24 protein-coding genes are annotated in these 25,088 nt (G+C 65.3%); 14 read left to right on the top strand and 10 right to left on the bottom strand.

What is annotated here, in order from left to right; genetic code table 11:
* Nucleotides 1-20 precede the first annotated feature (20 nt).
* On the bottom strand, nt 21-929 hold the full coding sequence (locus tag AACG97_RS17145) for a LysR family transcriptional regulator (RefSeq protein WP_225786269.1): 909 nt from the start codon (nt 927-929) through the stop codon (nt 21-23).
* Between the two features lie 96 nt (nt 930-1,025).
* Between AACG97_RS17145 and AACG97_RS17140 the strand changes: the two genes are divergently transcribed.
* Nucleotides 1,026-2,204, top strand: coding sequence for an MFS transporter (locus AACG97_RS17140; protein ID WP_029886083.1), 1,179 nt, complete (start codon nt 1,026-1,028; stop codon nt 2,202-2,204).
* A 14-nt stretch (nt 2,205-2,218) separates the two neighbouring features.
* On the opposite strand, the gene AACG97_RS17135 is transcribed toward AACG97_RS17140, so the two are convergent.
* Nucleotides 2,219-2,842: a glutathione S-transferase family protein gene (locus AACG97_RS17135; RefSeq protein ID WP_009685126.1), complete on the bottom strand. Its 624-nt coding sequence runs from the start codon at nt 2,840-2,842 to the stop codon at nt 2,219-2,221.
* A gap of 191 nt (nt 2,843-3,033) precedes the next feature.
* Here AACG97_RS17135 and AACG97_RS17130 point away from each other — a divergent pair, with 191 nt between their 5' ends.
* Nucleotides 3,034-3,336, top strand: coding sequence for a DUF3077 domain-containing protein (locus tag AACG97_RS17130; protein ID WP_009685125.1), 303 nt, complete (start codon nt 3,034-3,036; stop codon nt 3,334-3,336).
* A 79-nt stretch (nt 3,337-3,415) separates the two neighbouring features.
* On the top strand, nt 3,416-4,141 hold the full coding sequence (locus tag AACG97_RS17125; protein ID WP_009685124.1) for a hypothetical protein: 726 nt from the start codon (nt 3,416-3,418) through the stop codon (nt 4,139-4,141).
* Between the two features lie 30 nt (nt 4,142-4,171).
* Here AACG97_RS17125 and AACG97_RS17120 read toward each other — a convergent pair whose 3' ends face one another.
* Nucleotides 4,172-5,923 carry a phosphoethanolamine transferase CptA gene (locus tag AACG97_RS17120; RefSeq protein WP_197885858.1) on the bottom strand — a complete coding sequence of 584 codons (1,752 nt, stop codon included), beginning with the start codon at nt 5,921-5,923 and terminating at the stop codon, nt 4,172-4,174.
* 191 nt (nt 5,924-6,114) lie between these two features.
* Between AACG97_RS17120 and AACG97_RS17115 the strand changes: the two genes are divergently transcribed.
* Nucleotides 6,115-6,270: a DUF2986 domain-containing protein gene (locus tag AACG97_RS17115; RefSeq protein WP_125855222.1), complete on the top strand. Its 156-nt coding sequence runs from the start codon at nt 6,115-6,117 to the stop codon at nt 6,268-6,270.
* Nucleotides 6,271-6,295: 25 nt separating this feature from the next.
* Here the strand turns inward: AACG97_RS17115 and AACG97_RS17110 are convergent, their stop codons facing one another.
* The 3 genes from AACG97_RS17110 to AACG97_RS17100 form a co-directional block, all read right to left on the bottom strand.
* The gene (locus AACG97_RS17110; protein ID WP_225786268.1) at nt 6,296-6,670 is read right to left on the bottom strand and encodes a hypothetical protein; all 375 of its coding nucleotides are present in this window, start codon (nt 6,668-6,670) and stop codon (nt 6,296-6,298) included.
* Between the two features lie 173 nt (nt 6,671-6,843).
* Nucleotides 6,844-7,434, bottom strand: a complete 591-nt coding sequence (locus AACG97_RS17105; protein ID WP_225786267.1) for a biliverdin-producing heme oxygenase — start codon at nt 7,432-7,434, stop codon at nt 6,844-6,846.
* 94 nt (nt 7,435-7,528) lie between these two features.
* The gene (locus AACG97_RS17100) at nt 7,529-8,476 is read right to left on the bottom strand and encodes a LysR family transcriptional regulator (protein WP_197885860.1); all 948 of its coding nucleotides are present in this window, start codon (nt 8,474-8,476) and stop codon (nt 7,529-7,531) included.
* A 92-nt stretch (nt 8,477-8,568) separates the two neighbouring features.
* Between AACG97_RS17100 and AACG97_RS17095 the strand changes: the two genes are divergently transcribed.
* From AACG97_RS17095 to AACG97_RS17070, 6 genes are read left to right on the top strand one after another with little or no spacing between them, the layout of a single operon-like run.
* Nucleotides 8,569-9,516 (top strand): ketopantoate reductase family protein, encoded by a 948-nt coding sequence (locus AACG97_RS17095; RefSeq protein WP_225786266.1) that lies wholly within the window; start codon nt 8,569-8,571, stop codon nt 9,514-9,516.
* Entirely contained in the window at nt 9,513-9,911 is a 399-nt protein-coding gene (locus AACG97_RS17090) for a VOC family protein (RefSeq protein ID WP_029886075.1), read from the top strand. Before AACG97_RS17095 ends, AACG97_RS17090 begins: the two co-directional genes overlap by 4 nt.
* Nucleotides 9,908-10,363 (top strand): MaoC family dehydratase, encoded by a 456-nt coding sequence (locus tag AACG97_RS17085; protein WP_029886074.1) that lies wholly within the window; start codon nt 9,908-9,910, stop codon nt 10,361-10,363. The genes AACG97_RS17090 and AACG97_RS17085 overlap by 4 nt, the downstream gene beginning before the upstream one ends.
* Entirely contained in the window at nt 10,360-11,592 is a 1,233-nt protein-coding gene (locus AACG97_RS17080; RefSeq protein WP_054905649.1) for a CaiB/BaiF CoA transferase family protein, read from the top strand. The genes AACG97_RS17085 and AACG97_RS17080 overlap by 4 nt, the downstream gene beginning before the upstream one ends.
* Nucleotides 11,589-12,407 carry a shikimate dehydrogenase gene (gene aroE, locus AACG97_RS17075; protein ID WP_197885863.1) on the top strand — a complete coding sequence of 273 codons (819 nt, stop codon included), beginning with the start codon at nt 11,589-11,591 and terminating at the stop codon, nt 12,405-12,407. The genes AACG97_RS17080 and aroE overlap by 4 nt, the downstream gene beginning before the upstream one ends.
* A gap of 60 nt (nt 12,408-12,467) precedes the next feature.
* The gene (locus AACG97_RS17070) at nt 12,468-13,913 is read left to right on the top strand and encodes an MFS transporter (RefSeq protein WP_225786265.1); all 1,446 of its coding nucleotides are present in this window, start codon (nt 12,468-12,470) and stop codon (nt 13,911-13,913) included.
* An 81-nt stretch (nt 13,914-13,994) separates the two neighbouring features.
* Here the strand turns inward: AACG97_RS17070 and AACG97_RS17065 are convergent, their stop codons facing one another.
* Nucleotides 13,995-15,368, bottom strand: a complete 1,374-nt coding sequence (locus AACG97_RS17065; RefSeq protein ID WP_225786264.1) for an 8-oxoguanine deaminase — start codon at nt 15,366-15,368, stop codon at nt 13,995-13,997.
* A 194-nt stretch (nt 15,369-15,562) separates the two neighbouring features.
* Between AACG97_RS17065 and AACG97_RS17060 the strand changes: the two genes are divergently transcribed.
* On the top strand, nt 15,563-16,774 hold the full coding sequence (locus AACG97_RS17060; protein WP_232555016.1) for an MFS transporter: 1,212 nt from the start codon (nt 15,563-15,565) through the stop codon (nt 16,772-16,774).
* Here the strand turns inward: AACG97_RS17060 and AACG97_RS17055 are convergent.
* Together AACG97_RS17055 and AACG97_RS17050 are read right to left on the bottom strand one after the other, a co-directional pair.
* Nucleotides 16,744-17,679, bottom strand: a complete 936-nt coding sequence (locus AACG97_RS17055; protein ID WP_197885866.1) for a LysR family transcriptional regulator — start codon at nt 17,677-17,679, stop codon at nt 16,744-16,746. The genes AACG97_RS17060 and AACG97_RS17055 overlap by 31 nt on opposite strands.
* Before the next feature lie 69 nt (nt 17,680-17,748).
* On the bottom strand, nt 17,749-19,134 hold the full coding sequence (locus tag AACG97_RS17050) for an APC family permease (RefSeq protein ID WP_225786262.1): 1,386 nt from the start codon (nt 19,132-19,134) through the stop codon (nt 17,749-17,751).
* 279 nt (nt 19,135-19,413) lie between these two features.
* On the opposite strand from AACG97_RS17050, the gene AACG97_RS17045 reads away from it, so the two are divergent.
* Genes AACG97_RS17045 through AACG97_RS17035 form a run of 3 tightly spaced genes read left to right on the top strand, consistent with a single transcriptional unit; the run spans nt 19,414 to nt 23,208 of the window.
* On the top strand, nt 19,414-20,256 hold the full coding sequence (locus AACG97_RS17045) for a helix-turn-helix transcriptional regulator (protein ID WP_054912317.1): 843 nt from the start codon (nt 19,414-19,416) through the stop codon (nt 20,254-20,256).
* A 40-nt stretch (nt 20,257-20,296) separates the two neighbouring features.
* Nucleotides 20,297-21,679 (top strand): aspartate aminotransferase family protein, encoded by a 1,383-nt coding sequence (locus AACG97_RS17040; protein ID WP_009685103.1) that lies wholly within the window; start codon nt 20,297-20,299, stop codon nt 21,677-21,679.
* A 35-nt stretch (nt 21,680-21,714) separates the two neighbouring features.
* Complete coding sequence (locus AACG97_RS17035) at nt 21,715-23,208, top strand: aldehyde dehydrogenase (protein ID WP_225786261.1); 1,494 nt, start codon at nt 21,715-21,717, stop codon at nt 23,206-23,208.
* A gap of 38 nt (nt 23,209-23,246) precedes the next feature.
* Here AACG97_RS17035 and AACG97_RS17030 read toward each other — a convergent pair whose 3' ends face one another.
* Entirely contained in the window at nt 23,247-24,959 is a 1,713-nt protein-coding gene (locus AACG97_RS17030) for an FAD-dependent oxidoreductase (RefSeq protein WP_225786260.1), read from the bottom strand.
* Between the last annotated feature and the right edge of the window lie 129 nt (nt 24,960-25,088).

Genomic DNA, 25,088 nt, shown 5'->3' with positions numbered 1-25,088 from the left:
TACCCCAACCTGACCTTCGTTCAAGTGCCTATAAAGGGGGGGGATAGCTGCTCCACCAGAAAATCCACGAACACCCGCACCCGCGCCGGCATCGACGGCCCGCCCACGAACACGGCATGGATCGGCTCGCGGTCATCAGGGTTGTAGGCTTCCAGCAGCGGTAGCAGGCGCCCGCTGGCCAGGTCATCGGCCACCGTGAAGGTGCCGATGCGGGCCACGCCTGCCCCCAGCCTGGCCAGCTGTGCCAGCGCTTCGCCGCTGCTGCATTCGATGTTGCCCCGCACCTTCAACGCAAAGACCTCGCCGTCGCGGCGGAACGGCCAGTCTGCTACGGCCCGGCGAAAGTTGAAGTGCAGGCAGTTGTGGCCGGCCAGGTCTTCAGGCACCAACGGCGTACCGCAGCGCGCCAGGTACTCGGGCGAGGCCACGACCACCTGGCCGGTTTCGCCAATCGGGCGGGCGCTGAGCGAGCTGTCGGGCAGGTGGCCAAAGCGCAGCGCAACATCGGCCTGGCCGGCGTGAATGTCGGCCACCTCGTCGCTGATGGTCAGGTCGACCAGTACCTGCGGGTAACGCGCGCTGAACGCCGCCAACAGCGGCACCACGGTCAAGCGGGCATGCCCTTGCGCGGCGCTGATGCGCAAGCGCCCGCGCGGCACGCCCTGGTCGGCGATCGCATCCTCGACTTCCTGCAGGTCGGCCAGCACCCGCCGCGCGCCGCGCAGGTATGCTTCGCCCTCGGGGGTCAAGGTCAGGGCCCGGGTGGTGCGCAGCAGCAGGCGGGTGCCCAGGCGCTGCTCGGTGCGGGCGAGAATGCGGCTGACCGCCGAAGGGGTCAGGTTCAAGGCGCGGGCGGCGGCAGACAGGCTGCCCGCGTCCGCCACCTTGGCGAAAACCGCCATTTCACCGGATCTACCGCTGAAGTCCATTTGTGCCTCGTAAGCAAAGGTGATTGGCAAAAAGGCTGTCTAGTGCGCCAGGGAAGCAGATCGTAGCATTTGCCGCATAGCCAAGGAGTTTTTGCCATGCGTATCAATCCACCTCTGGTCGCACTTGCCATCGGTGCCTTCGGCATCGGTGTCACCGAGTTTGCCCCCATGGGCATGTTGCCCAGTATCGCCACTGACCTTGGCGTTTCCATACCTGCTGCCGGGCTGTTGGTCAGTGCCTATGCCCTCGGTGTGCTGATCGGCGCACCGCTGATGACCCTGGCCACGGTCAGGATTCCGCGGCGTTACCTGCTGATCGGCCTGATGGCGATCTTCACCCTGGGCAACCTGATGTCGGCACTGGCCAGTGACTACGCCAGTCTGCTGGTTGCCCGCGTGGTCACGTCACTGAACCACGGCGCGTTCTTTGGCATCGGCTCGATCGTCGCCGCCAGCGTGGTACCGCCCGAGAAGCGTGCCGGGGCGGTGGCAGCGATGTTCATGGGCCTCACACTGGCCACCATCGGCGGGGTGCCGCTGGCCACCTGGTTTGGTGAAATGCTGGGCTGGCGCACGGCATTCTGGGGCATCGCCGGGCTTGGCCTGATCGCGATGACCACGCTGTGGTATGCACTGCCGAACGTACCCTCGCCCAAAGGCGACGGGGCCATGGCCGAAATCCGCGTGCTCGTGCGGGGGCCGGTGCTGGCGGCGTTGTTGCTGACCGTGGTGGGCTCCAGCGCCATGTTCACGGTGTTCACTTACATTGCGCCGATCCTGCAGAACGAGGCTGGCGCGTCCACCACGTTCGTCACCGCCATGCTGGTGCTGTTCGGTGTCGGCCTGACTTTGGGCAACGTGTGGGGCGGCAAGGCGGCGGATCGCTCGGTCGAGCGCACCTTGATCCTGTCGTTGGCGGTGCTGATTGCCGTGCTGCTGGTGTTCCCGCTGGTACTGGACTGGCCACTGCCCACGGCACTGGCGATCCTGGTCTGGGGGGCGGCCAGCTTCGCCTTGGTGCCACCGCTGCAGATGCGCGTGATGGAAGCGGCCAAGGATGCCCCCAACCTGGCCTCGGCGGTGAACATCGGTGCATTCAACCTGGGGAATGCGATCGGCGCGGCGCTGGGCGGCGCGGTGATCAACGTGGGGTTGGGCTACGCGGCGATTGCCCTGGCAGGGGCGGCGATGGCGGCGCTGGGCCTGGTGCTGGTGCTGCTGTTTGCCTGGCGTGGCCGGGCGGCGGCCATGGCACAGTGCAATGTGCCAGGCTGACCGCGCCGGGGGCTTTACGGGGTGCCGTTACGGCCATGCAGGTGGTAAGCCGGGCGCTCGCTAAGGCGCTCGTAGTAATCGCGCACAGCCGGTAGGTGCGGGTGCTCGAACGGCGTTTCGAACCAGCGGTTGACCGACAGGCCGATGGGAATATCGGCCAGGGTGAACTGGGCACCGGCCACGTAGGCGCCGGTAGCGGCCAGTTGCCGGTCGAGGATGTGCATGTAACGCGCCCAGTCCGCACAACCCGCCGCCAGCGCCACAGGGTCCTGGTGGGCGGGCGAATGCCTGACCAGCGACATGAAGGCGTAGCTCCAGGCGCGGTTCAAGTCTGACGCCTGCCAATCTATCCACTGGTCGATCCTGGCCCGTGCCTGTGCTTCGCCGGGGTAGAACGCGGTGGCGCCATAGCGGTTGGCCAGGTAGCGGATGATGCTGTTGGACTCCCACAGGGTGAAGTCGCCATCCTGGATCACCGGAACCATGGCGTTGGGGTTCAGCGCCAGGAATTGCGCGGTGTCGGTGGCCTTGAAGCCCGTACCCCAGTCTTCGCGTTCGAAGGCGACCTCGAATTCGGCACAGGCCCACAGGACTTTTCGCACGTTGATGGAAGAGGCTCTGCCCAATATCCGTAGCATGATGTTCGTCCTGAATGGGGGTGGTTGATCGTCCGCCACTGCCCGGTCTCGGTCAAGGGGCAGGGTGCAAGGGGGTTCTGCACGGTAACTTTGTAGGGCATTTCCGAAAATGAGCCGTTCCAGGCTCAGGTCATTGTGGTGGCCCAGGCCGCCGCCTAGTCTCGGCACGCTCAACCCCCCGAGGAATGAACATGGAAAACGACACCCCCGAAGACAACAACACGCTCAATGTGGTGGCGGCGGCCAGCCGTTTCGGCCACCCCGATGCCGAACTGGTGCACATGCGGCCGCAGTTGCCGATACGAACCGCGCTGACGGAAGCCTCGGCCATCATGGGCTGCATTACTGAAATCACGCGCAAGGCCATCGACCGGCCAAGTGACCGCAAGGTGATGATCAAGGCCACGTTCTACCTGGCGGGCATGGCCAAGGCACTGGTCGATGGCCAGCTGCTGCAGATGCGCCAGGCCCGCGAGAAGGAGGGCATCGAGTAGACAGGGTTGCCTGGGGGCCATGAACTTGGCACCCTTGGGCGGTTTGAATCGTCTGCATCACCTCAAAAGGAGGTTCGCATTGAGTTGGGACAAGGTGGGGAAGCTCCTGGTCGCGGTGCTGGTTGGCCTGATGGTCCTGTCGGCCGCCTACGCGTTGTTCAGGGGCAACCCGCGGCTGGAAGCGTCACTGACGTATGCCTACCTCACCTATCCTGGCCAGTTCAGCGAGCGCATCAGCAAAGCCAGCGACCAGCTCAAGTATGAGCAGTTGCAGGGGCGTATCAACAGCATCAGCCAGGGGCAGTTGAGCCACGATCAGGTCGAGCGCCTGGTCGAACTGGCTCAGTTGCCGTACGCCCAGCTGTTCGCCAAACCGTTCGAGGCGGGGTTGGTGGACCACCGTACCGGCTTGCTCATCGAGCTGCACAACAGTGGCGATGCGCCGGTGCGCCAGGTCAAAGTGCGCCTGCCAGGCAAGGGCCTGGTGCAGGTGCGCGATGCTGCTGGCAACGACACACTGCTGGAGCAGGCTACCGCGCAAGTCGACATCCCTGTCATCGAGCCGGGTAGCCGGTGCAAGGTGTGGGTGTATTTCGACGCCGATTATTCCCAGATCCGCCAGGGCGGCGTCAGCATTACCCATGCCGACGGCGCAGCCAATGTGCAGGTGTATCACGAAGTGATCGGCTTCCCGGCAACCGTGGCCCGCTACAGCCGCGAGCTCATGGGGCTGCTGGTGGTACTGGCGCTGGGCGTGCTGGGCCTGGGTTACGCGCTGCTGGCCCGCAGCGCAGCGCAGCGTTAGGCGCTGCGCCGCAGCGCCCAGGCGCCTGCCTTACTGTTGAACCTCGCGGCTGGCCGTCTGCTGCTCGCCCGCGGCCTTGCCCCCAGGCAGCTGATCGAACGGGTGCAAGCCGTCTTTGCGGTAGGGGTCGCCGATCCAGCGCGGCGCGGCCAGGAACTGCGCGCTCACCAGGCTCTTGGCCGGCTCGAAGCCGTCGTAGCTCAAACCGGCAAGGTCCGACAGCGTATGGATCAGGTGCGAGCTGCTGTACGGGCGCTTGGCCATCGCCTGCAGGTCCCGCGGGTGCTGGGCCTGCCAGCTGGGTGAGGTCCACACCAGGAACGGAATGGTGTACATCGGCCGGGTCGGCGCGCTTTCGTTGCGCCCCAGCCGGTCGTGGTTGCCAGAACTGTATACGTCCTCACCATGGTCGGACAGGTAGACCAGGAAGCCATTCGGGCTGCCGGCAGCGTAGCGCTTGATCAGGCTCGACACCACGAAGTCGTTGTAGCGCACTGCGTTGTCGTAGAAATTGTAGGTTTGCACCTGGTCATCGGTCAGCGCACTCGGTGCGCCCTGCTTGTCGGTGAAGTGGGCATAGGCGTCCGGGTAGCGGTAGCGGTAGTCCATGTGGGTGCCCAGCAGGTGCACGATGATGAACTTGTTGGGGGCCGGGTCTTGCAGGGCCTTCTCGAACGGCGCGAGCACCACGTCATCGTACTGGCTGGCATTCTGGTTGCGCTGGTTGTTCAGGTACACCGGCACGTCCGTCTGCTGCGAGAAGGTGGTGAGCATGGTGTTGCGCTTGGTCATGGTTTGCTGGTTGGTGATCCAGAAGGTCTTGTAGCCTGCCTGTTTCATCAGGTTGATCAGCGAGGGGTCGGTGAGGAACCGGTCCGGGGCCTGCTCATCGCCGAAGGTCAGAATCTGCTGCATCACTTCGATGGTGTAGGGGCGGGGTGACACCACATCGCGGAATACGGTCAGCCCTTTGTCATTGGCAGCCAGCGCGTCGAGGTTGGGGGTGGTGTCACGGTTGTAGCCATACAGGTGCATGTGCTCGCGGGTGGTCGATTCACCCAGCACCAGAACCAGCGTGCGCGGTGCCGAACCGCTGTGGTCACGCAGGTTCTGCAGGGGCGGCAGGGCAGCATTCTGCGCCAGTAGCGCCTGCATGTTGTCCAGTTGCTGGCGGTACTGGCGGTAGCCGACCAGCAATTGCCAAGGCACAGCAGGTTCCATGCGCTGCTGTACCTTCTCCAGCGCATCGGCAAAATTGCGCTCCTGGGTGACCATTTGCTTGTAGAACGGCAGCACCAGGTTGGCTGCCAGCAACAGCACCACCACTGGCAGGCGGCTGCGCAGCGGCAGGTAGACCGGGCGCACGCGGCGCCACAGCAATACTGCCCCCACGGTGTACAGCAGCAACGCCAGGCCCAGCCAGGCACTGAAGTACTGGCTGAAGTACTCACCAGCCTCGGCGGTGTTGGACTCGAACATCACGAAGATGACGCTCTGCGAGAACTCCTGGCGATAAATGCCGAAATAGCTCAGGCCAACCAGCGAAGCAGCCCACAGCAGCAGGCCGATGAGCGCCGCAGTGGCGCGGGTAAGGCGGGGCAGCAGCAGCACCGGGGCCAGCCACAGGCTGCTGAGGAAGAACGCATCACGGAAACCCGAGAAACCGGTAGTGCCACTGAACAGCAGCAGTGCCTGGGTGACGCCAGAGAAATACCAGAAGAACAGCAAGAGCCAGCCCAGGCCGGCCCAGTCCACGCGGGAAGGGGAAGTGGTGTGTAACACGTGTGCCTCGTCGTACCTTGGTAGCCCGCAACGGTGTGCGTGGCCGGAAAGGGCGTGACGCTAATCTGTGGACTGTGAAAATAACGTCAAGGCGAGCAGCCATCGGGCCTTGGTCGTAGCCCGCTGCGCAGCGGGTTGCTTGCACGGGTATGATGGCGGCCGCTAAACCGTACTCAAAGGCCGTGTGGACCATGAACCGTCGTAAGAAGATCAAGCAGCTGTTGCAGGCGCACCAGAAGAAAGCCAGCGCCAAACTTGCGCCGCGCAAGCCCAGGTACATCTGCAAGGCTGACCGTTTGAAGCTGGAAACAGAAGGGGTGGAGGCGGCCACACCCCAGGCTGACTGAAGCGCCAGCAGCCGGTGGGTCGGCTTCAGCGGCGGTAGTGCCGGTGCTCGTCATAGTGACGTTGGTGCATCGCCCGCTCATGGCGGCGCTCCCAATCCCGGCGGCGTTCCCAGTCACGTCGCCGCTCCCAGTCGCGCCGGGCCTGCTCGCGCCGCCACTGCTCGCGGCGCCAGTCGCCCCTGTGGTCGTGCCAGCGGTGGTCATCATGGGCCAGCAGGGTCGCCGGCTGAACAGCGGCCGCACTGGCCACGCTCGACCAAGGGTTGTTGGCCGCAGGCAACGCTGGCTGAACGGCCGGGGCCGCGACCTCGGCCGGTTTCAGTGGCAGGGCCGAAGCCGTGCCCGCTGCTGCAAGCGAGAACAGACCGAACAGCATCCACCTGGCGACTTGTATTTTCATGAGCGAAGCCCACCTCTGATCACAATTGAGCTATCAGGCCAGCGGTGAGGCAAGCTGCTTCGCCTGCCGTGACCGTTCTGTGCCACCCTCATAGACCAGCAACCAGGAAAAAGTTCGCTGCAGCAATAACTTGTACAATTATGCGGCAAGCAACCCGCGCGGCCCAAACCGGATCAGCGTTCGGCAAACACTGCGCGCAGGTGGCTGCGGTAATGCTCGAACGCAGCGATTGCGCCGGTGATCGCCTCGGCCTCTTGCTGTTCATCCAGCGCCAGGGCGTCCACACGGGCCACAAACTCACGCCAATGCAGCGCACGGCCATCAGGGTGCGGGGCCAGGTGGCTGGCGCCCTGGTCTTCACCCAGGCCCAGGCGTTGGGTGTACTTGAACAGAAACGCAGCCCCCAGGTTCGACCCCTCGCTGCAATACAGCCAGCCCAACGCCTGCGCCGGGCTGGCGCACACCGAAGGTGGTGGCGGTGGCGCGGGCAGGCCCAGGTCCAGCAGGTCGGCCTGCACCGCGGCAAACCGTGACAAAGCCGACAGCCCCGGTAGTTGCCGGTTGAGCTGCGGGTCCTGATACAACGCCAGCAAGCTGCCATGAAAACCATGCTGCACCTGCAGGAACCGGCCGTAGCGCTCGCGGCTCTCAAACGGCCGTGCCGCCATGACCAGCTGATCGACGCTTTCATGGTCGCGGCTGCTGGCCGCTTTCAAGCGTTGGCAGCGGCCTGGCTGCGAAACAGAGGGGGGGGCTGCGGTCATCGGCATATCCGTGGCATGAACGTAATGCGCCCATCATGCTTGCCACCCCGGCCAGCAGCAAGCGTTGCGCGGTTTCAGGAAGCGTTGCGCGGTGTCAGGCGCCTGCCCGGCTGGAGCCCTTGCGCGAGCCGGCTGAGCCGTCGCGGGCGAACAGCCCATGGACCACTGCGCGCAACCAGCGGTTACCCCCGTCCTGGTGGTAGCGGGCGTGCCAGTGCTGCTTGACCGTGAAACCCTCGACCGCGAACGGGCAGTCGTGCACCTGCAAATCATGCATGTCGGCCAACGTCTGGCCGATATGGCGGGGCAGGGTGGCGATCAGGTCGGTGCTCCCGAGGATCATGCCCAGGCCCAGGAACGCGGGTAGCTCCAGCACGATGCGGCGCTCGATGCCGGCCCGCGCCAGTGCCGTTTCCAGCAGCTTCTGGCCGGTGCCGGCGCTGATCTGCACATGGCCTTCGGCGCGGTAGCAGGCCATGCTCAGGCCGCCGGCCAGGCGCGGGTGCCCGCGTGCGCTCAGGCACACCCAGTCCTGGTCGAACAGCACTTGCTGGTACATGCCGCCGCCCAGCCACGGTACGAAGCCGATCGCCAGGTCAGCTTCACCCGATTCCAGCGCGCTTTCGCTGTTGCCATCGATGCGTACCGCCTCCAGGCGAATGCCGGGCGCGTGGCTGCGCACGTGGTTGAGGATGCTGGGCAGCAAGGTGATGTGGCTGGCGTCGCTCACACACAGGCGAAAGCGCCGTTGTGCGGTAGCGGGTTGGAACTGCGGTTCCCAGGCCGCGAGCCGGCGCAGTGATTCGAGGACTTCGCGGCACGGCCCGATCAACTGGTCGGCGCGCGGGGTAGGCGCCATGCCCCCAGGGGTGCGCACGAACAGCGGGTCGTTCAGTTGTTCGCGCAGGCGGCCCAGCCAGATGCTGATGGTCGGCTGGCTCTGCCCCAGCTGTTCAGCGGCGCGCGTAACGCTACGGCAGTGGTAGAGCACATCGAACAGTTGCAGCAGCTTGGGTTCGGGCAGTACCGGGGCAGTGGTCATTATTGCGAATCTCAATGGGGCTATTTGCTGCATTGTATAGCGCTAATAAGCGTCGCTGCATAAGGTGATCGCAAACCACGGAGGTCTGCGATTTGAAAATCTGCATTCTGGGTGCCGGCGCCCTGGGCTGCGCCATCGGCGCGGCCTTGAGCGAAGCCGGGCATGAAACCTGGCTGCTCAACCGAGGCCGTGCGCATGTCGAGGCCATCAACCAGCACGGCCTGCAGGTGCAGGATGAGCGCGGCCAGCGCCAAGTCCGCGTGCATGCGGCGACGTGCGCCGATGAGGTGGGGGTGGCCGACCTGGTGGTGGTCCTGGTGAAGTCGTTCCACACCGCCGAGGCGATCGCCGGGGCCACGGCGCTTCTGGGCCCGCAAACGCTGCTGCTGTCACTGCAGAACGGCTTGGGGCACGAGGATATCCTGGCGCAGGCGGCCGGGCGCGAGCGGGTACTGGCTGGCAAGACCTATGTCGGCGGCGTGCTGCTGGCGCCGGGGGCGATCCGCGCCGGGGTGGCCGGCAAGCAGACCTACATCGGTGAACTGGACGGCCAGCGCAGCGCCCGCGTGCAGGCTATCGCCGAGGTATTCAACGGTGCCGGCCTGGCCACCACGGTCAGCGACAACATCCTCGGCACCATGTGGGACAAGCTGCTGGTCAACGTCGCCACCGGTGCGCTCAGCGCCATCACCAGGCTCAGCTATGGCCAGCTGTACAGCGAGCCGCTGCTGGCGAGCACCGCCAAGGCGGCCGTTGCCGAAGCGATCGCGGTGGCCAAGCGCGCCGGTATCCGCCTGAGCCTGACCAGCCCCGAGGCAGCCTGGCAGTTGGCCGCCGAAGGCCTGCCGGCGAGCTTTCGCACCTCGATGCTGCAGAGCCTGGAAAAAGGCTCGATCACTGAAATTGACTTCATCAACGGTTCCGTCGTGCGCTGGGGCCAGCGCCACGGCGTCGCCACCCCCGTCAACGCCACCCTGGTGGCGTGTATCAAAGGCATCGAACGCGCGATGGCCGACCAGCAGAACAAGGACAACCCATGAGCCAGCCGAAAGCCTACCTCGAACACGTCGCCTTCTGGGTGCGTGACATCAACTGGCATATCCGCTTTTTCAGCGAGGTGTGCGGCATGACCCTGCGCGAGTCGCAGGGTGACCCCGAGCAGCCGACCCAGTACTGGACCCTCGGCGGCCTGCAGTTCATCCACCAGCCCGACTTTGCAGGGCCTGAAGGGCGCATGGCGCACCTGGGGATCATGTGCGAAGACCTGGAGGCGGTGCTGGCGGCAGCACAGCGTTTCGGCGTCAGTGCAATGCCGCAGGGCCGCAACTGGCTGCGCTTGCCCGACGGCCTGGCCGTGGAGTTCATCCAGGCATTGCCCAAGGCGACGGTCGCCCAGGCACTGGCTATCAACCCACGTGCGCAGGTGCAGCCATGAGCGTGACTGAAAAGTACTGGGACGACGCCCGCGAGGGCGATGAATGCATCAGCCCGAGCTACACCGTCACCCGCGAACGCATCCTGGCCTATGCCGACCTGACCGGTGACCATACCCCGGTGCATGTCGATGAGGCGTATGCCAATGCCAGCCACTTTGGCTGCCTGGTTGCCCACGGCCTGTTCGGCCTGTCGATCGCCGATGGCTTGAAGACCCAATGCGATTACCGCTTCGTGCCGGGCATGTCACTGGGCTGGACCTGGGATTTCGTGTTGCCGATCAAGGTCGACGATGTGCTGCATGTGCGCATGCGCGTTGGCGCGATGCGCCTGAGTAAAAGCCGCCCGGGTTGGGGCATCGTGGTCCTGCCGTCGGAGCTGATCAACCAGCACGGCCAGGTCGTGCAACGCGGCGAGCACCGGCTGATGGTGCCGTGCAAGGGGGCAGCATGAGCCAGGCATTGCCATTGGCGGGTATCCGCGTCATCGACTACAGCCATTTTCTTGCCGGGCCTTATGTAGGGCGTTGCCTGGCGGCGCTGGGCGCCGAGGTGATCAAGGTTGAACGGCCAGGCAGCGGCGACGCCGGTCGCCAGCACGCGTTCACCCTGGATGACCAGCAAAGCGGTTACTTCCTGCAACTGAACATGGGCAAGCAGGGCGTCAGCGTCAACATGAAGGACCCACGCGGCAAGGCCTTCATGCAGCGCCTGACCGATTCGGCCGACGTGTTCATCGAAAACTACCGGCCGGGCGCGCTGGACAAGCTGGGGTTGGGCTATGCCGAGCTGGCGACGCGCAACCCGCGGTTGGTGTACTGCTCGATTTCGGCCTATGGCCACACGGGGCCGGATGCACACCGCGCCGGCTTCGGGCTGATTGCCGAGGCCAAGAGCGGGATCATGCAGATGGTTGGCGTACCGGGCGAAGCACCGCCGTTGCTGCGCATTTCGCTGGGCGACATGTACACAGGCATCCACGCCGTGGCAGCCATCAATGCCGCCTTGCTGGGGCGCGTCAGCAGTGGCCGTGGCCAGCACATCGACATGGCCTTGTACGACACGCTGGTGTCGATGCATGAGTACGCGGTGCAGTGCTTCACGCTGTCCAACGGCACCGTACTGCCCGAGCAGACCGGCCATGACATGCCCACCTCGACGTTGTATGGGGTGTTCCGTGCCGCCGACGGCGACCTGGTGATCGCTGCCCAGGTCGATGACGCCTGGCGGCGCTTTGCCGCCATGCTTGAAGCCAATGGTGGCCCGGCAGGTTTTGCCAGCGACAGCCGCTACCACAGCGTGAATGGCCGCAATGCCCACCGCGAGGCAATTCTGGCGGTGGTGCGCGATTGGGTGGGCGCGCGGCCAGTGGCGGCTATCCTGGCCTTGCTCGATGCCATCGACGTGCCCAGCGCCAAGGTACAGCGCATCGACGAGGTGCTGGCCGACCCGCAGATTCAGGCGCGCAACATGGTCGTCGAACAGCATCACCCGCGCTATGGCACGCTGCGCCTGCCCAACCTGCCGTTCCGTTTTTCCGACTGCGACACCACCATCCACCAGGTGGCACCGGACCTGGGCCAGCACAACGCCGAAGTCGCCGCCGGGCTTGGCTTCAGCGCCGAAGAAATCACCGCCATGCAGGCAGACGGGGTGCTGTTCACCCATGGAGAGGCACGATGAGCGACCGCTATGCAGTGATCGGCCGACCGATCAACCACACCAAGTCTCCGCTGATCCACGGGCTGTTCGCCCAAGCCTGTGGCCAGCAGCTGGAATATGGCGCAATCGAGGGGTCGCTGGAGGGCTTCGAGGCCCAGGTGCTGGCGTTCCGCGGTGAGGGTGGGCTGGGCATGAACATCACGGCACCGTTCAAGCTGCGCGCCTTCGAACTGGCCGAGCGCTGCAGCCAACGAGCGCAACTGGCCCGCGCTGCCAACGCCCTGAAGTTCGAGAACGGCGGCATTGTGGCAGAGAATTTCGATGGTATTGGCCTGCTGCGCGATATCGAGGTCAACCTCGGGGAGCCGCTGCATGCGCGTCGTGTGCTGGTACTGGGGGCGGGTGGCGCGGTGCGTGGGGCCCTGCTGCCGTTCCTGCACGCCGGCCCCGCCGAGCTGGTGATCGCCAACCGCGACATGGCCAAGGCGGTGGCGCTGCGCAATGAGCTGAATCACCCGCGGCTGCGTATCAGCCGGTACGAAGAACTGCCGGGGCAGGCTTTCGATATCGTGGTCAACGCCACCTCTGCCAGCCTGGTCGGTGAGTTGCCACCGCTGCCGGCCGGGGCCCTGGCCGAGGCCCGGCTGGCCTACGAGCTGGCTTACGGCAAAGGCCTCACGCCATTCCTGCGCCTGGCCCGTGACCAAGGTGTGGCGCGCCTGGCCGATGGTGTGGGCATGCTGGTCGAGCAGGCGGCAGAGGCGTTTGCCTGGTGGCGCGGGGTGCGCCCCGAAACCGGTGCCGTGATCGATCGCCTGACCATCCCGCTGGAGTAGGCCTATGGTTGCCAACGTGCCCGTGCAGCTCCGCGCCCACGAACGGCGGCTCGGTTGCCCATGACCGGGCAGCCAACGCAACGCCCTGGCACCCTGGCCCACACGGCAGCCGCCCAGCGCTCGCGCCAGACCACCTGCATTGCCTTGCTGGTGGCCATCACGTTCTTCATGGAGAACCTGGACGCCACCGTCATTGCCACCGCGCTGCCGCAAATGGCCAGCGATTTCGGCCAGAGCGCGGTCAGCCTGAACATCGGTATCAGTGCCTACCTGCTGGCCGTGGCAGTGTTCATCCCGCTCAGTGGCTGGCTCGCCGAGCGCTTTGGCCCGCGCCAGGTGTTCGCCGGGGCTATCGCCTTGTTCACTGCCGCTTCGTTGCTGTGTGGGCTGGCCGCCAGCCTGGAAGCCTTTGTGGCTGCACGGGTGTTGCAGGGCATCGGCGGCGCCCTGATGGTTCCGGTGGGGCGGTTGGTGGTGTTGCGCACCACCGAGAAAAAAGACCTGGTGAAGCAGCTCGCGGTCATCACCTGGCCGGGCCTTGTGGCACCGGTACTGGGCCCGCCGCTCGGTGGCCTGATCGTCACGCACGGGTCGTGGCCGTGGATCTTCTACCTGAACATTCCCCTCGGTTTGCTGGCCCTTGCCGCCGCCTGGCTGTTGATACCCGACACCCGCTGCGAGGCGCCGCGCCGCTTCGACACGCTGGGCTTCGTCTGGTTGGCCTCGGCCTGTGCGGCCTGGCTGGTGGGCCTGGAGCTGCTCGGGTCACTGGCCGGCAACAGCCTGGGGGCAGGGCTGGCACTGGTAGTGCTTGGGGCTGTGCTGACCGGGTTGGCCATCCGTCACGGTCGGCGCCACCCGGCCCCCCTGTTGCCCCTGCACACCCTGGCCATCCGTACCTTCAGGGTCAGCATCGTGGGCGGCACCCTGTTCCGCCTGTCGATCAGCGCGTTACCGTTTCTGATCCCTTTGCTGTTGCAGGTCGGCTTCGGCCTGCCACCGTTGGACGCCGGCCTTTTGGTGCTGGCGATCTTTGCCGGCAACCTGGCGATGAAGCCCTTCACCAGCGGGTTGTTGCGGCGCTTTGGTTTTCGCCGCGTGTTGCTGGGCAACGGCCTGGTCGGCGTGGCCTGTATCCTGGCCTGCCTGGGGTTGCAGCAGGGCATGGCGTGGTACTGGATGGCGCTGGTGCTGTTCATGGGCGGGCTGTCACGGTCGATGCAGTTCACCACCTACAACGCGGTGGGGTTTGCCGATGTGCCGCAGCAGCAGATGGCCGAGGCATCGACGCTGTTCAGCATGTGCTTCCAGCTGGCCATGGCCTTGGGGGTGGCGGTGGTGGCGCTGCTGTTGCGCGTGGCCATGCAACTGCGTGGCGGCGAGAGCGGGTTGACCGTTGCCGACTTCCACTGGGCGTTGCTTGGCCTTGCACTGATTGCCGGTGTGGCCCTGCTGGACGCCCTGCGTTTGCCGGCCAATGCCGGCGACCAGGTGTTGCGCAACTGAGGCAACGGGCTGCGTTGCAGCCCATCGCCGGCGAGCCCACAGCACGCGGGTGCAGCGCAAACGGCTGGCTTGCCGTCGCGTTCAGGCGCCGCTGACCAATTGCAGGGCCAGCTGGTTGTGGCGTTCCAGCACCCGCGGCAGGTCGACCGTGGCCAACTGGCCGTCCTTGACCACCACCCGGCCATTGATGACGCTGGTGTGGACCTGGGTCGGGGTGCAGAACACCAGCGCGGCCAACGGGTCGTGGTGGCCGCCGGCATAGGCCACATGGCCGAGGTCGAACGCGACGAAGTCGGCGACCATGCCCGGTGCCAAGGCGCCGATGTCGTTGCGGTTGAGCACTTTGGCGCCGCCCAGGGTCGCGATTTCCAGCGCTTCACGGGCGGTCATGGCGTCGGGGCCGAAGCCAACCCGCTGCAGCAGCAGGGCCTGGCGCACTTCGCCGATCATGCTGGCGCCGTCATTGGAGGCCGAACCGTCTACGCCCAGGCCGACCGCAACGCCGTGGTCACGCATCTTGCGCACCGGGGCAATGCCGGAGGCCAGGCGCATGTTCGAGCAAGGGCAGTGGGCAACCCCGGTACCGGTGCGGGCGAACAGCTCGATGCCATGTTGGTCGAGCTGTACGCAGTGGGCGTGCCAGACGTCGTGGCCGACCCAGCCGAGGTCTTCGGCATACTCGGCGGGCGTCATGCCGAATTTTTCACGGCTGTAGGCGATGTCGTTGACGTTCTCGGCGAGGTGGGTGTGCAGCGAAACGCCATACTGGCGCGCCAACACCGCAGCTTCGCGCATCAGGTCGCGGCTGACCGAGAACGGCGAGCAGGGCGCCACGACGATACGGCGCATCGACCCGCGACTGGCATCGTGGTAGTCCTCGATCAGGCGCTGCGACTCCTTGAGAATGTCGGCTTCCTTCTCGACCACTGCATCTGGCGGCAGGCCGCCCTGGCTTTGCCCTACGCTCATGCTGCCGCGCGCGGCATGGAAGCGCATGCCGATCTCGCTGGCGGCATGAATGCTGTCGTCGAGCTTGCAGCCGTTGGGGTAGATGTACAGGTGGTCGCTGGAGGTGGTACAGCCGGACAGCATCAGCTCGGCCATGGCGGTCTGGGTCGACACCGCGATCATTTCCGGGGTCAGCCGAGCCCAGATCGGGTACAGGTTGGTCAGCCAGTTGAACAGCTCACCGTCCTGAGCCGCCGGCACCACGCGGGTCAGGCTCTGGTACATATGGTGGTGGGTGTTGACCAGGCCCGGGATGACCACCTTGCCGGCCATGTCCAGCACCACGTCGGCGTGCTGCGGCAGGCTATCGCTGGGGCCCACTTGCTTGATCAGGTTGTCTTCGATGTACAGGCCGCCGTTTTTGATTTCGCGGCGTTCGCTGTCCATGGTGACCAGCAATTGGGCGTTTTTGACGAGAAGGGTTTTCTTGGTAGCGGTAAATGACATGGCTTAAGCCCGTCGCAATACGCCTGGGCGATTACCGAGGTCGTAGGCGAACGCGTATGTAATCAGGAATCCTGAAAGTTGTATACATCAACGCTCGATTGATGAAATCTAGTCATCCGATTAGTGAATTAACACCAGAAATACGAATTAAGTTTACCAATAGACTGGTGACCTTATTTCTGGAGCCTGTCTTGATGTCCGCTTTCGAACCAAGCCCTGGGGTCGCCACCCCCAGCCGGCACGCTGCAATCAGCATTGCCATTCTGGCGTTTTCAGCCTTTTTGATCGTGACCACCGAATTTCTGATCGTTGGCTTGTTGCCCGCGCTTAGCCAGGACCTGGGTATTTCCATATCGCTGGCGGGGCAGTTGGTCACCCTGTTCGCATTCACCGTGATGCTGGCCGGCCCGCTATTGACGGCGGCGTTGGCGCACCTGGACCGCAAGCGCCTGTTCATCGGCATTTTGCTGGTCTTCGCCGCAGCCAATGCGCTGGCTGCTGCCTCCGGCAGTTTCTGGGTGCTGGCCGTCGCCAGGGTGATACCGGCACTGGCGCTGCCGGTGTTCTGGGGCACCGCCAGTGAAACCGCCGGCCACCTGGCTGGGCGCGACAGGGCCGGGCAGGCCATTGCCAAGGTCTACCTGGGTATCTCGGCGGCGATGTTGCTGGGTATTCCGTTGGGGGCCGTGGCAGCAACGGCGGTGGGGTGGCGCGGTGCATTCTGGATCCTGGCTGCGTTGTCGCTGCTGATGGCGCTGGCGATGTGGGTATGGATGCCGCACGTGGCGCGCACGGCGAAAGTCGACTTCATGCAGCAGGCGCGCATTTTCAAAGAGCGTTTTTTCCTGGCCAATGTGCTGCTGTCGGTGGTGGTGTTCACGGCCATGTTCACGGGCTACACCTACCTGGCCGATCTGCTGCAGCGGGTAGCGGGCGTGGCCCCGGCGCATACCGGCTGGTGGCTGATGGGCTTTGGCGCGGTCGGCTTGCTCGGCAACTGGATCGGCGGGCGGGCCGTGGACCGCTCACCGCTCAAGGCCAGCGCGCTGTTCCTGGTGCTGTTGGCCATTGGCATGGCGGCGCTGGTGCCGCTGGCCCAGGGGGTGGTGCTGTTCTGCCTGGCGCTGGCGCTGTGGGGCGTTGCCAACACGGCACTGTACCCGGTGAGCCAGGTGCGGGTGATGAGTTCGGTCACCCATGCCCAAGCCCTGGCGGGTACCACCAATGTATCGGCGGCCAACGCCGGTATCGGCCTGGGGGCCGTGCTGGGTGGCATGACCATCTCCCACCTGGGGGTCGGCTACGTGGGCTACGTGGCGGCTGGCATCGCCTTGCTGGCGCTGGCGTTGGTGCCCGTGGTGGGCCGGCTGGCGCCTCAGCCCGGTGCGCAGGCCCGGCTGCCGTGAGGCGCCAGGCGTGGTAGCAGGTAGTCGAGCAAGGCGCGAACCTTGGGTAGCCCTTCGCGGTTTTTCAGCCACACCAGGTTCATTGGCAAGCCGTCGGTGGCCAGCGCCGGCAATACTTCGACCAGGCGCCCCTGGTCGAGGTACTGCTGGGTCAGCCAGGTGGGTAGCTGGCCGATGCCATGGCCGGCCAGCACCGCTGCCACTTCGCCTTCGCCATCGCCCACGGCAATGCGCGGCTGCACGGTACGCCGCTCCATTTCGCCGGGGTGGCGGCCTTTGAAGTACCACGGGCTGACCAGGCCGTCGGTGTGGCCATAACCCACGCAGTGATGGTGCTCCAGGTCGCGCTCGTGTTGCGGTACGCCATGCTTTTCCAGGTAGCCAGGCGCGGCACAGAACATCAGGCGCTGGGCACCGAAGTATTGGTGGCCCAGCGCCGCCGGCCAGGCATCCGGGCCACCGATGCGCACCACGATATCGATGCCCTCGTGCACCGGGTCGACGAAACGGTCTGAGAACGACACATGCGGCTGCAGCAACGGGTGCAGGCGGATGAAGTCGAGGATCAGCGGCAGCACATGCAGGCGACCGTAAGAGGCGGGCAGTTCAATCCGCACTTTGCCATGGGGTTGGTCATCGCTGGCCGCCAGGGTGTGTTCGACTTCTTCCAGGTCGGCCAGGACCGAGGTGCAGGTGCGATAGAACACCACGCCCGCTTCACTCAGCGACAGGCTGCGCGTGGTGCGGTTGAACAGCCGGGCGCCCAGGCGGGCCTCCAGCCGGGCCACGCTCTTGCTGATGGCCGAGCTGGTCAGGTTGAGCCGCTCGGCAGCTGCCGTGAAACTGCCAAAGTCAGCGACGGCGACGAAAACGTCAATGCCTTTGAGGCGTTCGGAAGAGTACATGGGTGGCTTCTTTGATGAACTGGGTTCCCGGTTCGGGTGTGCCTATTGAAGCCTCGCACGTGGATTTCATCAATGAGTTTCGCCTGGCCTGGCCGGCGACGTTACCCGAAACGCCCGGGTGAGCCCCAGCAGTACCAGCAGGCCCATGCCCATCCAGCACAGGCCAATGCTGAACGACAGGCTGGTCAGGCTACTCCACAGCCACAGCGTGCTGAGAAAACCCAGCCCCGGTATGGCGCCGTACAGCACCACATTACCGGCACCGCGCAGCTTGCGGTCGATGAGGTAGTGCTTGACCACTGCCAGGTTCACCGCCGAAAAGGCGAACAGTGCGCCGAAACTGATCATGTTGGCCACGGTGTCGAGGGTAATGACCAGGGCAATCAGCGACAGCAGGCTGACCACCAGGATGGCGGTGGCCGGTACGCGCTTTTTCGTTGCAAGCTGGCCAAACGCCCGCGGCAGCACGCCGTCACGGCCCATCGCGAACAGCACCCGTGACACGCTGGCTTGCGACACCATGGCCGAGGCGAAGCAGCCGGCCACGTAAGTGGCGGTGAATGCGCTGACCAGCAGTTCGCCGCCTACCCGGCGCATGACGTCCACCGAGGCCGAGTCCGGGTCGGCAAAGCTGCCCCAGTCGGGGAAGACCAGTTGTGCGCAGTACGACACCACCAGGAACAGCAAGCCGCCGATCAGGGACACAGCAAGGATCGCCAGCGGAATACGGTAGGTCGGGTTGCTGGTTTCCTCGGCCATGGTCGAGACCGCATCGAAGCCCAGGAATGACAGGCACAGTACGGCCGCGCCGGTCATCACCAACGGCACGCTGAAACCGTCGTGGTGGAACGGCGCCAGCAGCGAAACGGGTTCGGCCTGGCCGCTGAGCCTGAGCAAGGCCAGGCCGACGAAAACCACGATGAACACCAGTTGCGTCACCACCAGGATCCAGTTGACGCGGGTGATCGACTCGATGCCGATCAGGTTGAGGAAGGTGACCAGCGCAATGGACCCTGCCACCCACACCCAGGCATGAATGGCCGGGAAGTATTCCGACATGTAGATGCCGATCAGCAGGTAGCTCAGCAGTGGCAGGAAAATGTAGTCAAGCAGCAGGGTCCAGCCGGTGATGAAGCCGATGTGGCTGCCAAAGGCCTTGCGGGTATAGGTGTAGACCGAGCCGGAGTAAGGGTGGGCCTGGACCATGCGGCCGTAGCTGTAGGCGGTGAGCAGCATGGCGGCGAGGGTCAGCAGGTAGGCAGTGGGCAGGTGCCCCTTGGTCATCTGGGTGACCAGCCCATAGGTGGTGAAGACCGCCAGCGGCACCATGTATGCCAGGCCGAACAGCACCAGGGCGGTCATGCTCATGGACTGGCGCAAACGCCCGCTGCTGGCGGCAGGTTGCGCGGTGACGGGTGGGGTGGTGGGGTGAGCTGTACTTGTTGTTGTATGCATTGCTAACTCCTGGAAAGGGATGCAGGCCACCGCGGCAGGCGAGCAGGCTCGTTACCGGGGGTGTCGTGCAAGGAGGTCGAGCGCAAGGCTCGCAGCGCTGGGGCGGGTTGATGCTCCCACACCCCGCCAGCACCCGGAATCACCCTTTGGGGTGAGCCCAGGCAGCGGCCAGCCGGCTCACCCCAAAGGGTGATTCCGCAGGTTCCCCTGCCATGGGAGTATCTGCCCAACCACGCACCGCACTGGCGGCGGTGCCTTACTCCATATGGCAGGCCGACTGTGACTATCCAATTGCTTTCAGAACAGTGGTTCGAGCACCAGGCCAAGGTCACCGAGGCGATCGGCCGGCCTGGCTTTGCCGCCAACCTGTTTGCAGCACTGGGCGTGATCCGGCCGATCCAGGCCACCACGGTGTACCTGTACCCGCACCACGGCATGCCCTGCGCGCTGTTCGAGCAGGACGACAAGGCGCCCTGGCAGCCCGAGGGCAACGTCAGCCGCTACCTGTCGGGTTTCTACCTGCTCGACCCGTTCTACGGTGCTTGTGTGGAGCAGCTGGGGTCTGGCTGCTACGGCCTGTTCGAGGTGGCCCCCGACCATTTTGAGGTCAGCGAGTACTACCAGTCGTTCTACCGCCACTCGCACCTGGCAGACGAACTCAACTACATCCTGCAGCTGGCCCCCGGCCAGAGCCTGGCCGTGTCGCTGGCCTTCACCGACAAGCTCGACCCGCAAACCCGGGCGCTGTTCGGGCACATCACGCCCTGGGTGCTGGCGCTACTCGGCAAGCATTTCGCCGGCGTCGACAGCCGTGCCGGGCGCTTCGAGAACATCCTTGAGCAGCGTATTCACGCTGCGCTGAACAACTTCGGCAGCTCGTTGCTGACCGAGCGCGAATGCCGCATTGCCCAGCTGATCTTGCGCGGCCATTCGACCAAGTCGCTGGCCGAGCGCCTGGGCGTGTCGGAAGACACCATCAAGTCGCACCGCAAGAACGTCTACGCCAAGCTCGATATCGGCACCCAGTCCGAGCTGTTTTCCCTGTTCATCGACGCGCTGGCCAATGCCCAGGGCGTGCTGGGCAAGGACCCGCTGGAAAGCTATATGGGCAAGCGGCGCTGAGCGCCGCTGCCGTGCACCCCACCGCAAAGGAAAACCAACAATGAATGCGCCTTTCGCCCCGCAACGCCAGACCCGTGACTACCAGGCAGCCGACGCCGCGCACCACATCCATGCCTTCCTTGACCAGAAGGCGCTGAACGCCGAAGGGCCGCGGGTGATCGTCGGTGGCGAGCGCCTGCACCTGTGGGACAGCGAGGGCAAGCGATACCTGGATGGCATGTCCGGGCTGTGGTGCACCCAGCTCGGTTACGGCCGCCGCGACCTGACCGCCGCTGCTGCCAGGCAGATGGACCAGCTGGCGTACTACAACATGTTCTTCCACACCACCCACCCGGCGGTGATCGAGCTTTCGGAGCTGCTGTTCAGCCTGCTGCCCGGGCACTACAGCCACGCGATCTACACCAACTCCGGCTCCGAGGCCAACGAGGTGCTGATCCGCACCGTGCGCCGCTACTGGCAGGTGGTCGGCCAGCCAAGCAAGACGATCATGATCGGCCGCTGGAACGGCTACCACGGCTCGACCCTGGCGGCCACGGCGCTGGGTGGCATGAAGTTCATGCACGAAATGGGCGGGCTGATCCCGGATGTGGCGCACATCGACGAGCCCTATTGGTACGCCGAAGGCGGTGAGCTGAGCCCGGCCGAGTTCGGCCGCCGCTGTGCCTTGCAGCTGGAAGAAAAAATCCTGGAGCTGGGCGCCGAAAACGTTGCTGGCTTCATTGCCGAGCCGTTCCAGGGCGCAGGCGGCATGATCTTCCCGCCGGAAAGCTACTGGCCGGAAATCCAGCGCATCTGCCGCCAGTACGATGTACTGCTGTGTGCCGACGAGGTGATTGGTGGCTTTGGTCGTACCGGCGAATGGTTTGCCCACGAATACTTCGGCTTCCAGCCCGATACCCTGTCCATAGCCAAGGGCCTGACCAGCGGCTACGTGCCCATGGGCGGGCTGGTGCTGAGCAAGCGCATAGCCGAAGCGCTGGTGGAGCGGGGCGGGGTGTTCGCCCACGGCCTGACCTATTCCGGCCACCCGGTGGCAGCGGCGGTGGCCATCGCCAACCTGAAAGCCCTGCGTGACGAAGGCATCGTGCGCCAGGTGAAGGACGACACCGGCCCCTACCTGCAGCGCATCCTGCGCGAGGTGTTCGCCGACCACCCGCTGATTGGCCAGGTGCAGGGCGCAGGCCTGGTGGCGGCGCTGCAACTGGCAGAGCACAAGCCTACCCGCAAGCGCTTTGCCAATGAAAACGACCTGGCCTGGCAGTGCCGGACCTTCGGCTTCGAGGAGGGGGTGATCATTCGCTCCACCCTGGGGCGGATGATCATGGCGCCGGCCTTGATCGCCAACCACAGCGAGCTGGATGAGCTGGTGGAGAAAACCCGCATCGCCGTTGACCGCACGGCGCGCCTGGTTGGCAAGCTCTGACAGTCCGTTAGCACAACCGCTTGAAAGGAGTACAAATGTACACCCTCGAATTCTGGCAGCAACGCGCTGCGGACCTGTACTTGCCGGCCAGCGCCCTGATCGCTGGCAACGCCGTGAAGGCCCAAAGTGGCGCGACCTTTGCCGCTATCAATCCCGCCACCAACCAGGTGCTGGCGCAGGTCGCCGCCTGCGCCCAGGCCGACGTAGACCTGGCCGTGGCCAGCGCACGGCAGGCCTTCGAGCACGGCCCGTGGGCGCGCATGGCCCCCGGGCAGCGCAAGCAAGTGCTGCAGCGCCTGGCCGAACTGATCATGGCCCACCGCGAAGAGCTGGCATTGCTGGACTCGCTGAACATGGGCAAACCGGTCATGGACGCCTACAACATCGATGTGCCCGGGTCGGCGCAGGTATTTGCCTGGTACGGCGAGGCGCTGGACAAGCGCTACGACCAGGTGGCGCCGACCGCCGCCAATGCATTGGCCACCATCACCCGTGAGGCCCTGGGCGTGGTGGCGGCGGTGGTGCCGTGGAACTTCCCGCTGGACATGGCCGCCTGGAAGCTGGCCCCGGCCTTGGCCGCGGGCAACAGCGTGGTGCTCAAGCCGGCCGAACAGTCGCCGTTCTCGGCCTTGCGCCTGGCCGAACTGGCCCTGCAAGCCGGTTTGCCCGAAGGCGTGCTGAACGTGGTGCCGGGCCTGGGCGAACAGGCCGGGCAGGCCCTGGGCCTGCACCCAGACGTGGATTGCCTGGTGTTCACAGGCTCCACCCAGGTGGGCAAGTACTTCATGCAATACGCGGCGCAGTCCAACCTCAAGCAGGTATGGCTGGAGTGCGGGGGCAAGAGCCCCAACCTGGTGTTCGAGCACTGCCAGGACCTGGACCTGGCTGCGGAAAAGGCGGCCTTTGGTATTTTCTTCAATCAGGGTGAGGTCTGCTCCGCCAACTCGCGGCTGTATGTGCAGCGTTCCATCCACGATGAGTTCATCGAGCGCCTGCAGGCCAAGGCTCGGCAATGGCAGCCTGGCAACCCGCTGGACCCGGCCAGCCGCGCCGGGGCGATTGTCGATGCCGGCCAGGCAGCGCGTATCCAGGCCGCCATCGACCGCGCGGGGCAAGAGGGCGCGCGGCTGGTGTGTGGCGGTCGGCGGTTGCATATCGGCGGTTCGGACAACTACATCGAGCCGACCATCTTCGCCGAGGTCGATGCCAGCATGAGCCTGGCGCAGGAAGAAGTGTTCGGGCCGGTACTGGCAGTGAGTGCCTTCGACAGTGAAGAGGAGGCGGTGCGCCTGGCCAATGACAGCATCTATGGCCTGGCGGCTTCGGTGTGGAGCGACGACTTCAACCAGGTGCACCGCGTGGCGCGGGCGCTGAAAGTCGGTACCGTGTCGGTGAACACGGTCGATGCACTGGATGTCACGGTGCCTTTCGGTGGCGGCAAACAGTCGGGGTTTGGCCGCGACCTGTCGCTGCATGCGTTCGACAAGTACACGCAGCTCAAGACCACCTGGTACCAGCTGCGCGGCTGAACCCGGGCCGGCGGCAAGCACGACCTGCCGCCGGCCGCTCACTCATACGCCTGCACCCCGGCAATATGCCGCCCGGCCACGTAGCCGAAGGTCAACGCGGGCCCCAGGTTGATGCCGCCAGACGGGTACCAGCCACCGAACACACTGGCCATGTCGGTACCTGCCGCGTACAGCCCGGTGATCGGCTGGCCGCTGGCATCCAGTACCCGTGCCTGGCCATCGGTGCGCAACCCGGCAAAGGTGCCAAAGCAACCCGGCTTCACCTTCACCGCGTAGAACGGGCCCTGTTCGATCGGCGCCACACACGGGTTGGGGCCTGGGTGTTGCGGGTCGCCCTGCTTGCGGTTGAATGCGGTGGAGCCACGGCCGAAGGCCGGGTCCTGGCCGTGGCGTGCATGGCTGTTGAAGGCCTCGACGGTGGCGCGCAACCCGGCCGCATCGATGCCGCAGGCAACCGCCAACGCTTCGAGTGTGGCGCCACGTTTCAGGTAGCCACTGCGCACATGCGGCCACACCGGCAGTGGCGCCGGGCGGGCATGGCCCAGGCCATAACGGCGTAGGAAACGGTGGTCACACACCAGCCACGAACACACCTCCTGGTCCGCTGGCACTGCCGCGACCATGGCTGCCACATAGTCATAGTAACCGTGCGCTTCATTGACGAAACGCTTGCCGTTGGCCAGCACCCCGATGATGCCCGGTTTGCCCCGTTCGATGATGTGCGGGAAATGGCCGACAGTGCCATCGCCATGTGGCACCTGCGAAACCGGCGCCCAGGCCACCGGCGACTGCAGGTCGGTGGCCACCACGCCACCTGCTGCCTCGCCCAGGCGCAGGCCATCGCCAGAGCAGCCCTTTGGCGGCAGGGCCAGGGTGTCGTGGCCGCTGGCGTCGCGGGGGAACAGCTGCCGGCGGCGGGCAGCGTCGTGAGGGAAGCCGCCCGCTGCCAGTACCACTGCCTTGGCGCGGATACGCTGCTCGCCCTGCGGGGTCGTCACCAGCGCGCCGCACACCTGGCCTGCTTCGACCAGCAAATGCTTGGCCGGCGCCGACACCTGCAGCTGCACGCCCAGGTCCTGCGCCGACTTGGCCAGCCGCGCCACCAGTGCCACGCCGTTGACCAGGTGCATGGCCCGGCCATGGCGGGCCAGGTGGTACAGGTGCCGGCCGAAGCGCTTGCACACGTGCAGCAAGGCCTTGGGCGAACGGGTCATGTTGAGGAACGCGGCAAGGTCGGCGCCGGCCATGATCGGCATGCCCATGAACGAGGTTTCGCGCAGGGTCTGGCGCAGGCGTGGCAGCAGTGCATCCACCTCGCGGGCATCGTACGGTGCGGCAATCACCTGATGCCCACCTTCGGCGGCGCCAGGGGTGTGGCCGTGCATGTCCGGTATCGCATTGCCGTCGGCAAACTGCAGCGCCGTATGCTTCTCGAAAAACGCCACCATGTGCGGGCAGGCTTCAAGGAAAGCGTCCACCCGCTCGGCATCGTAATGGGCACCCAGCTCATTGCGCAGGTAGGTCCGTGGCTGCTCGATGTCTTCATCGATGCCGGCGCGGCGCGCCAGCGGGTTGCGCGGGACCCAGGCCCAGCCACCGGACCAGGCCGTGGCGCCGCCCAGCACTGGCTCCTTTTCTACCAGAATCACCTTTTGCCCATGCCAGGCAGCTGTTACAGCGGCGGCCAGCCCGGCGGCGCCTGAACCTATCACCAGTACATCGCATTCGGTTTCGAAGGGAGCAGGGGGCATCGCACTAATCCTGTATTGTTATTGGAACTTGGTTCCATATTCTTATTTGGCCCGCCTGGATCCGCAAGGTCACGGCTGGCCGCCCGCGCAACGAGCGGGCGATAATCGAACACTTGGCAGGGCATTGCA

It is taken from the genome of Pseudomonas sp. Nvir (assembly GCF_963778085.1).
GTDB lineage: Bacteria > Pseudomonadota > Gammaproteobacteria > Pseudomonadales > Pseudomonadaceae > Aquipseudomonas > Aquipseudomonas juntendi.
This window is presented reverse-complemented; position numbering and strand designations above follow the sequence as displayed.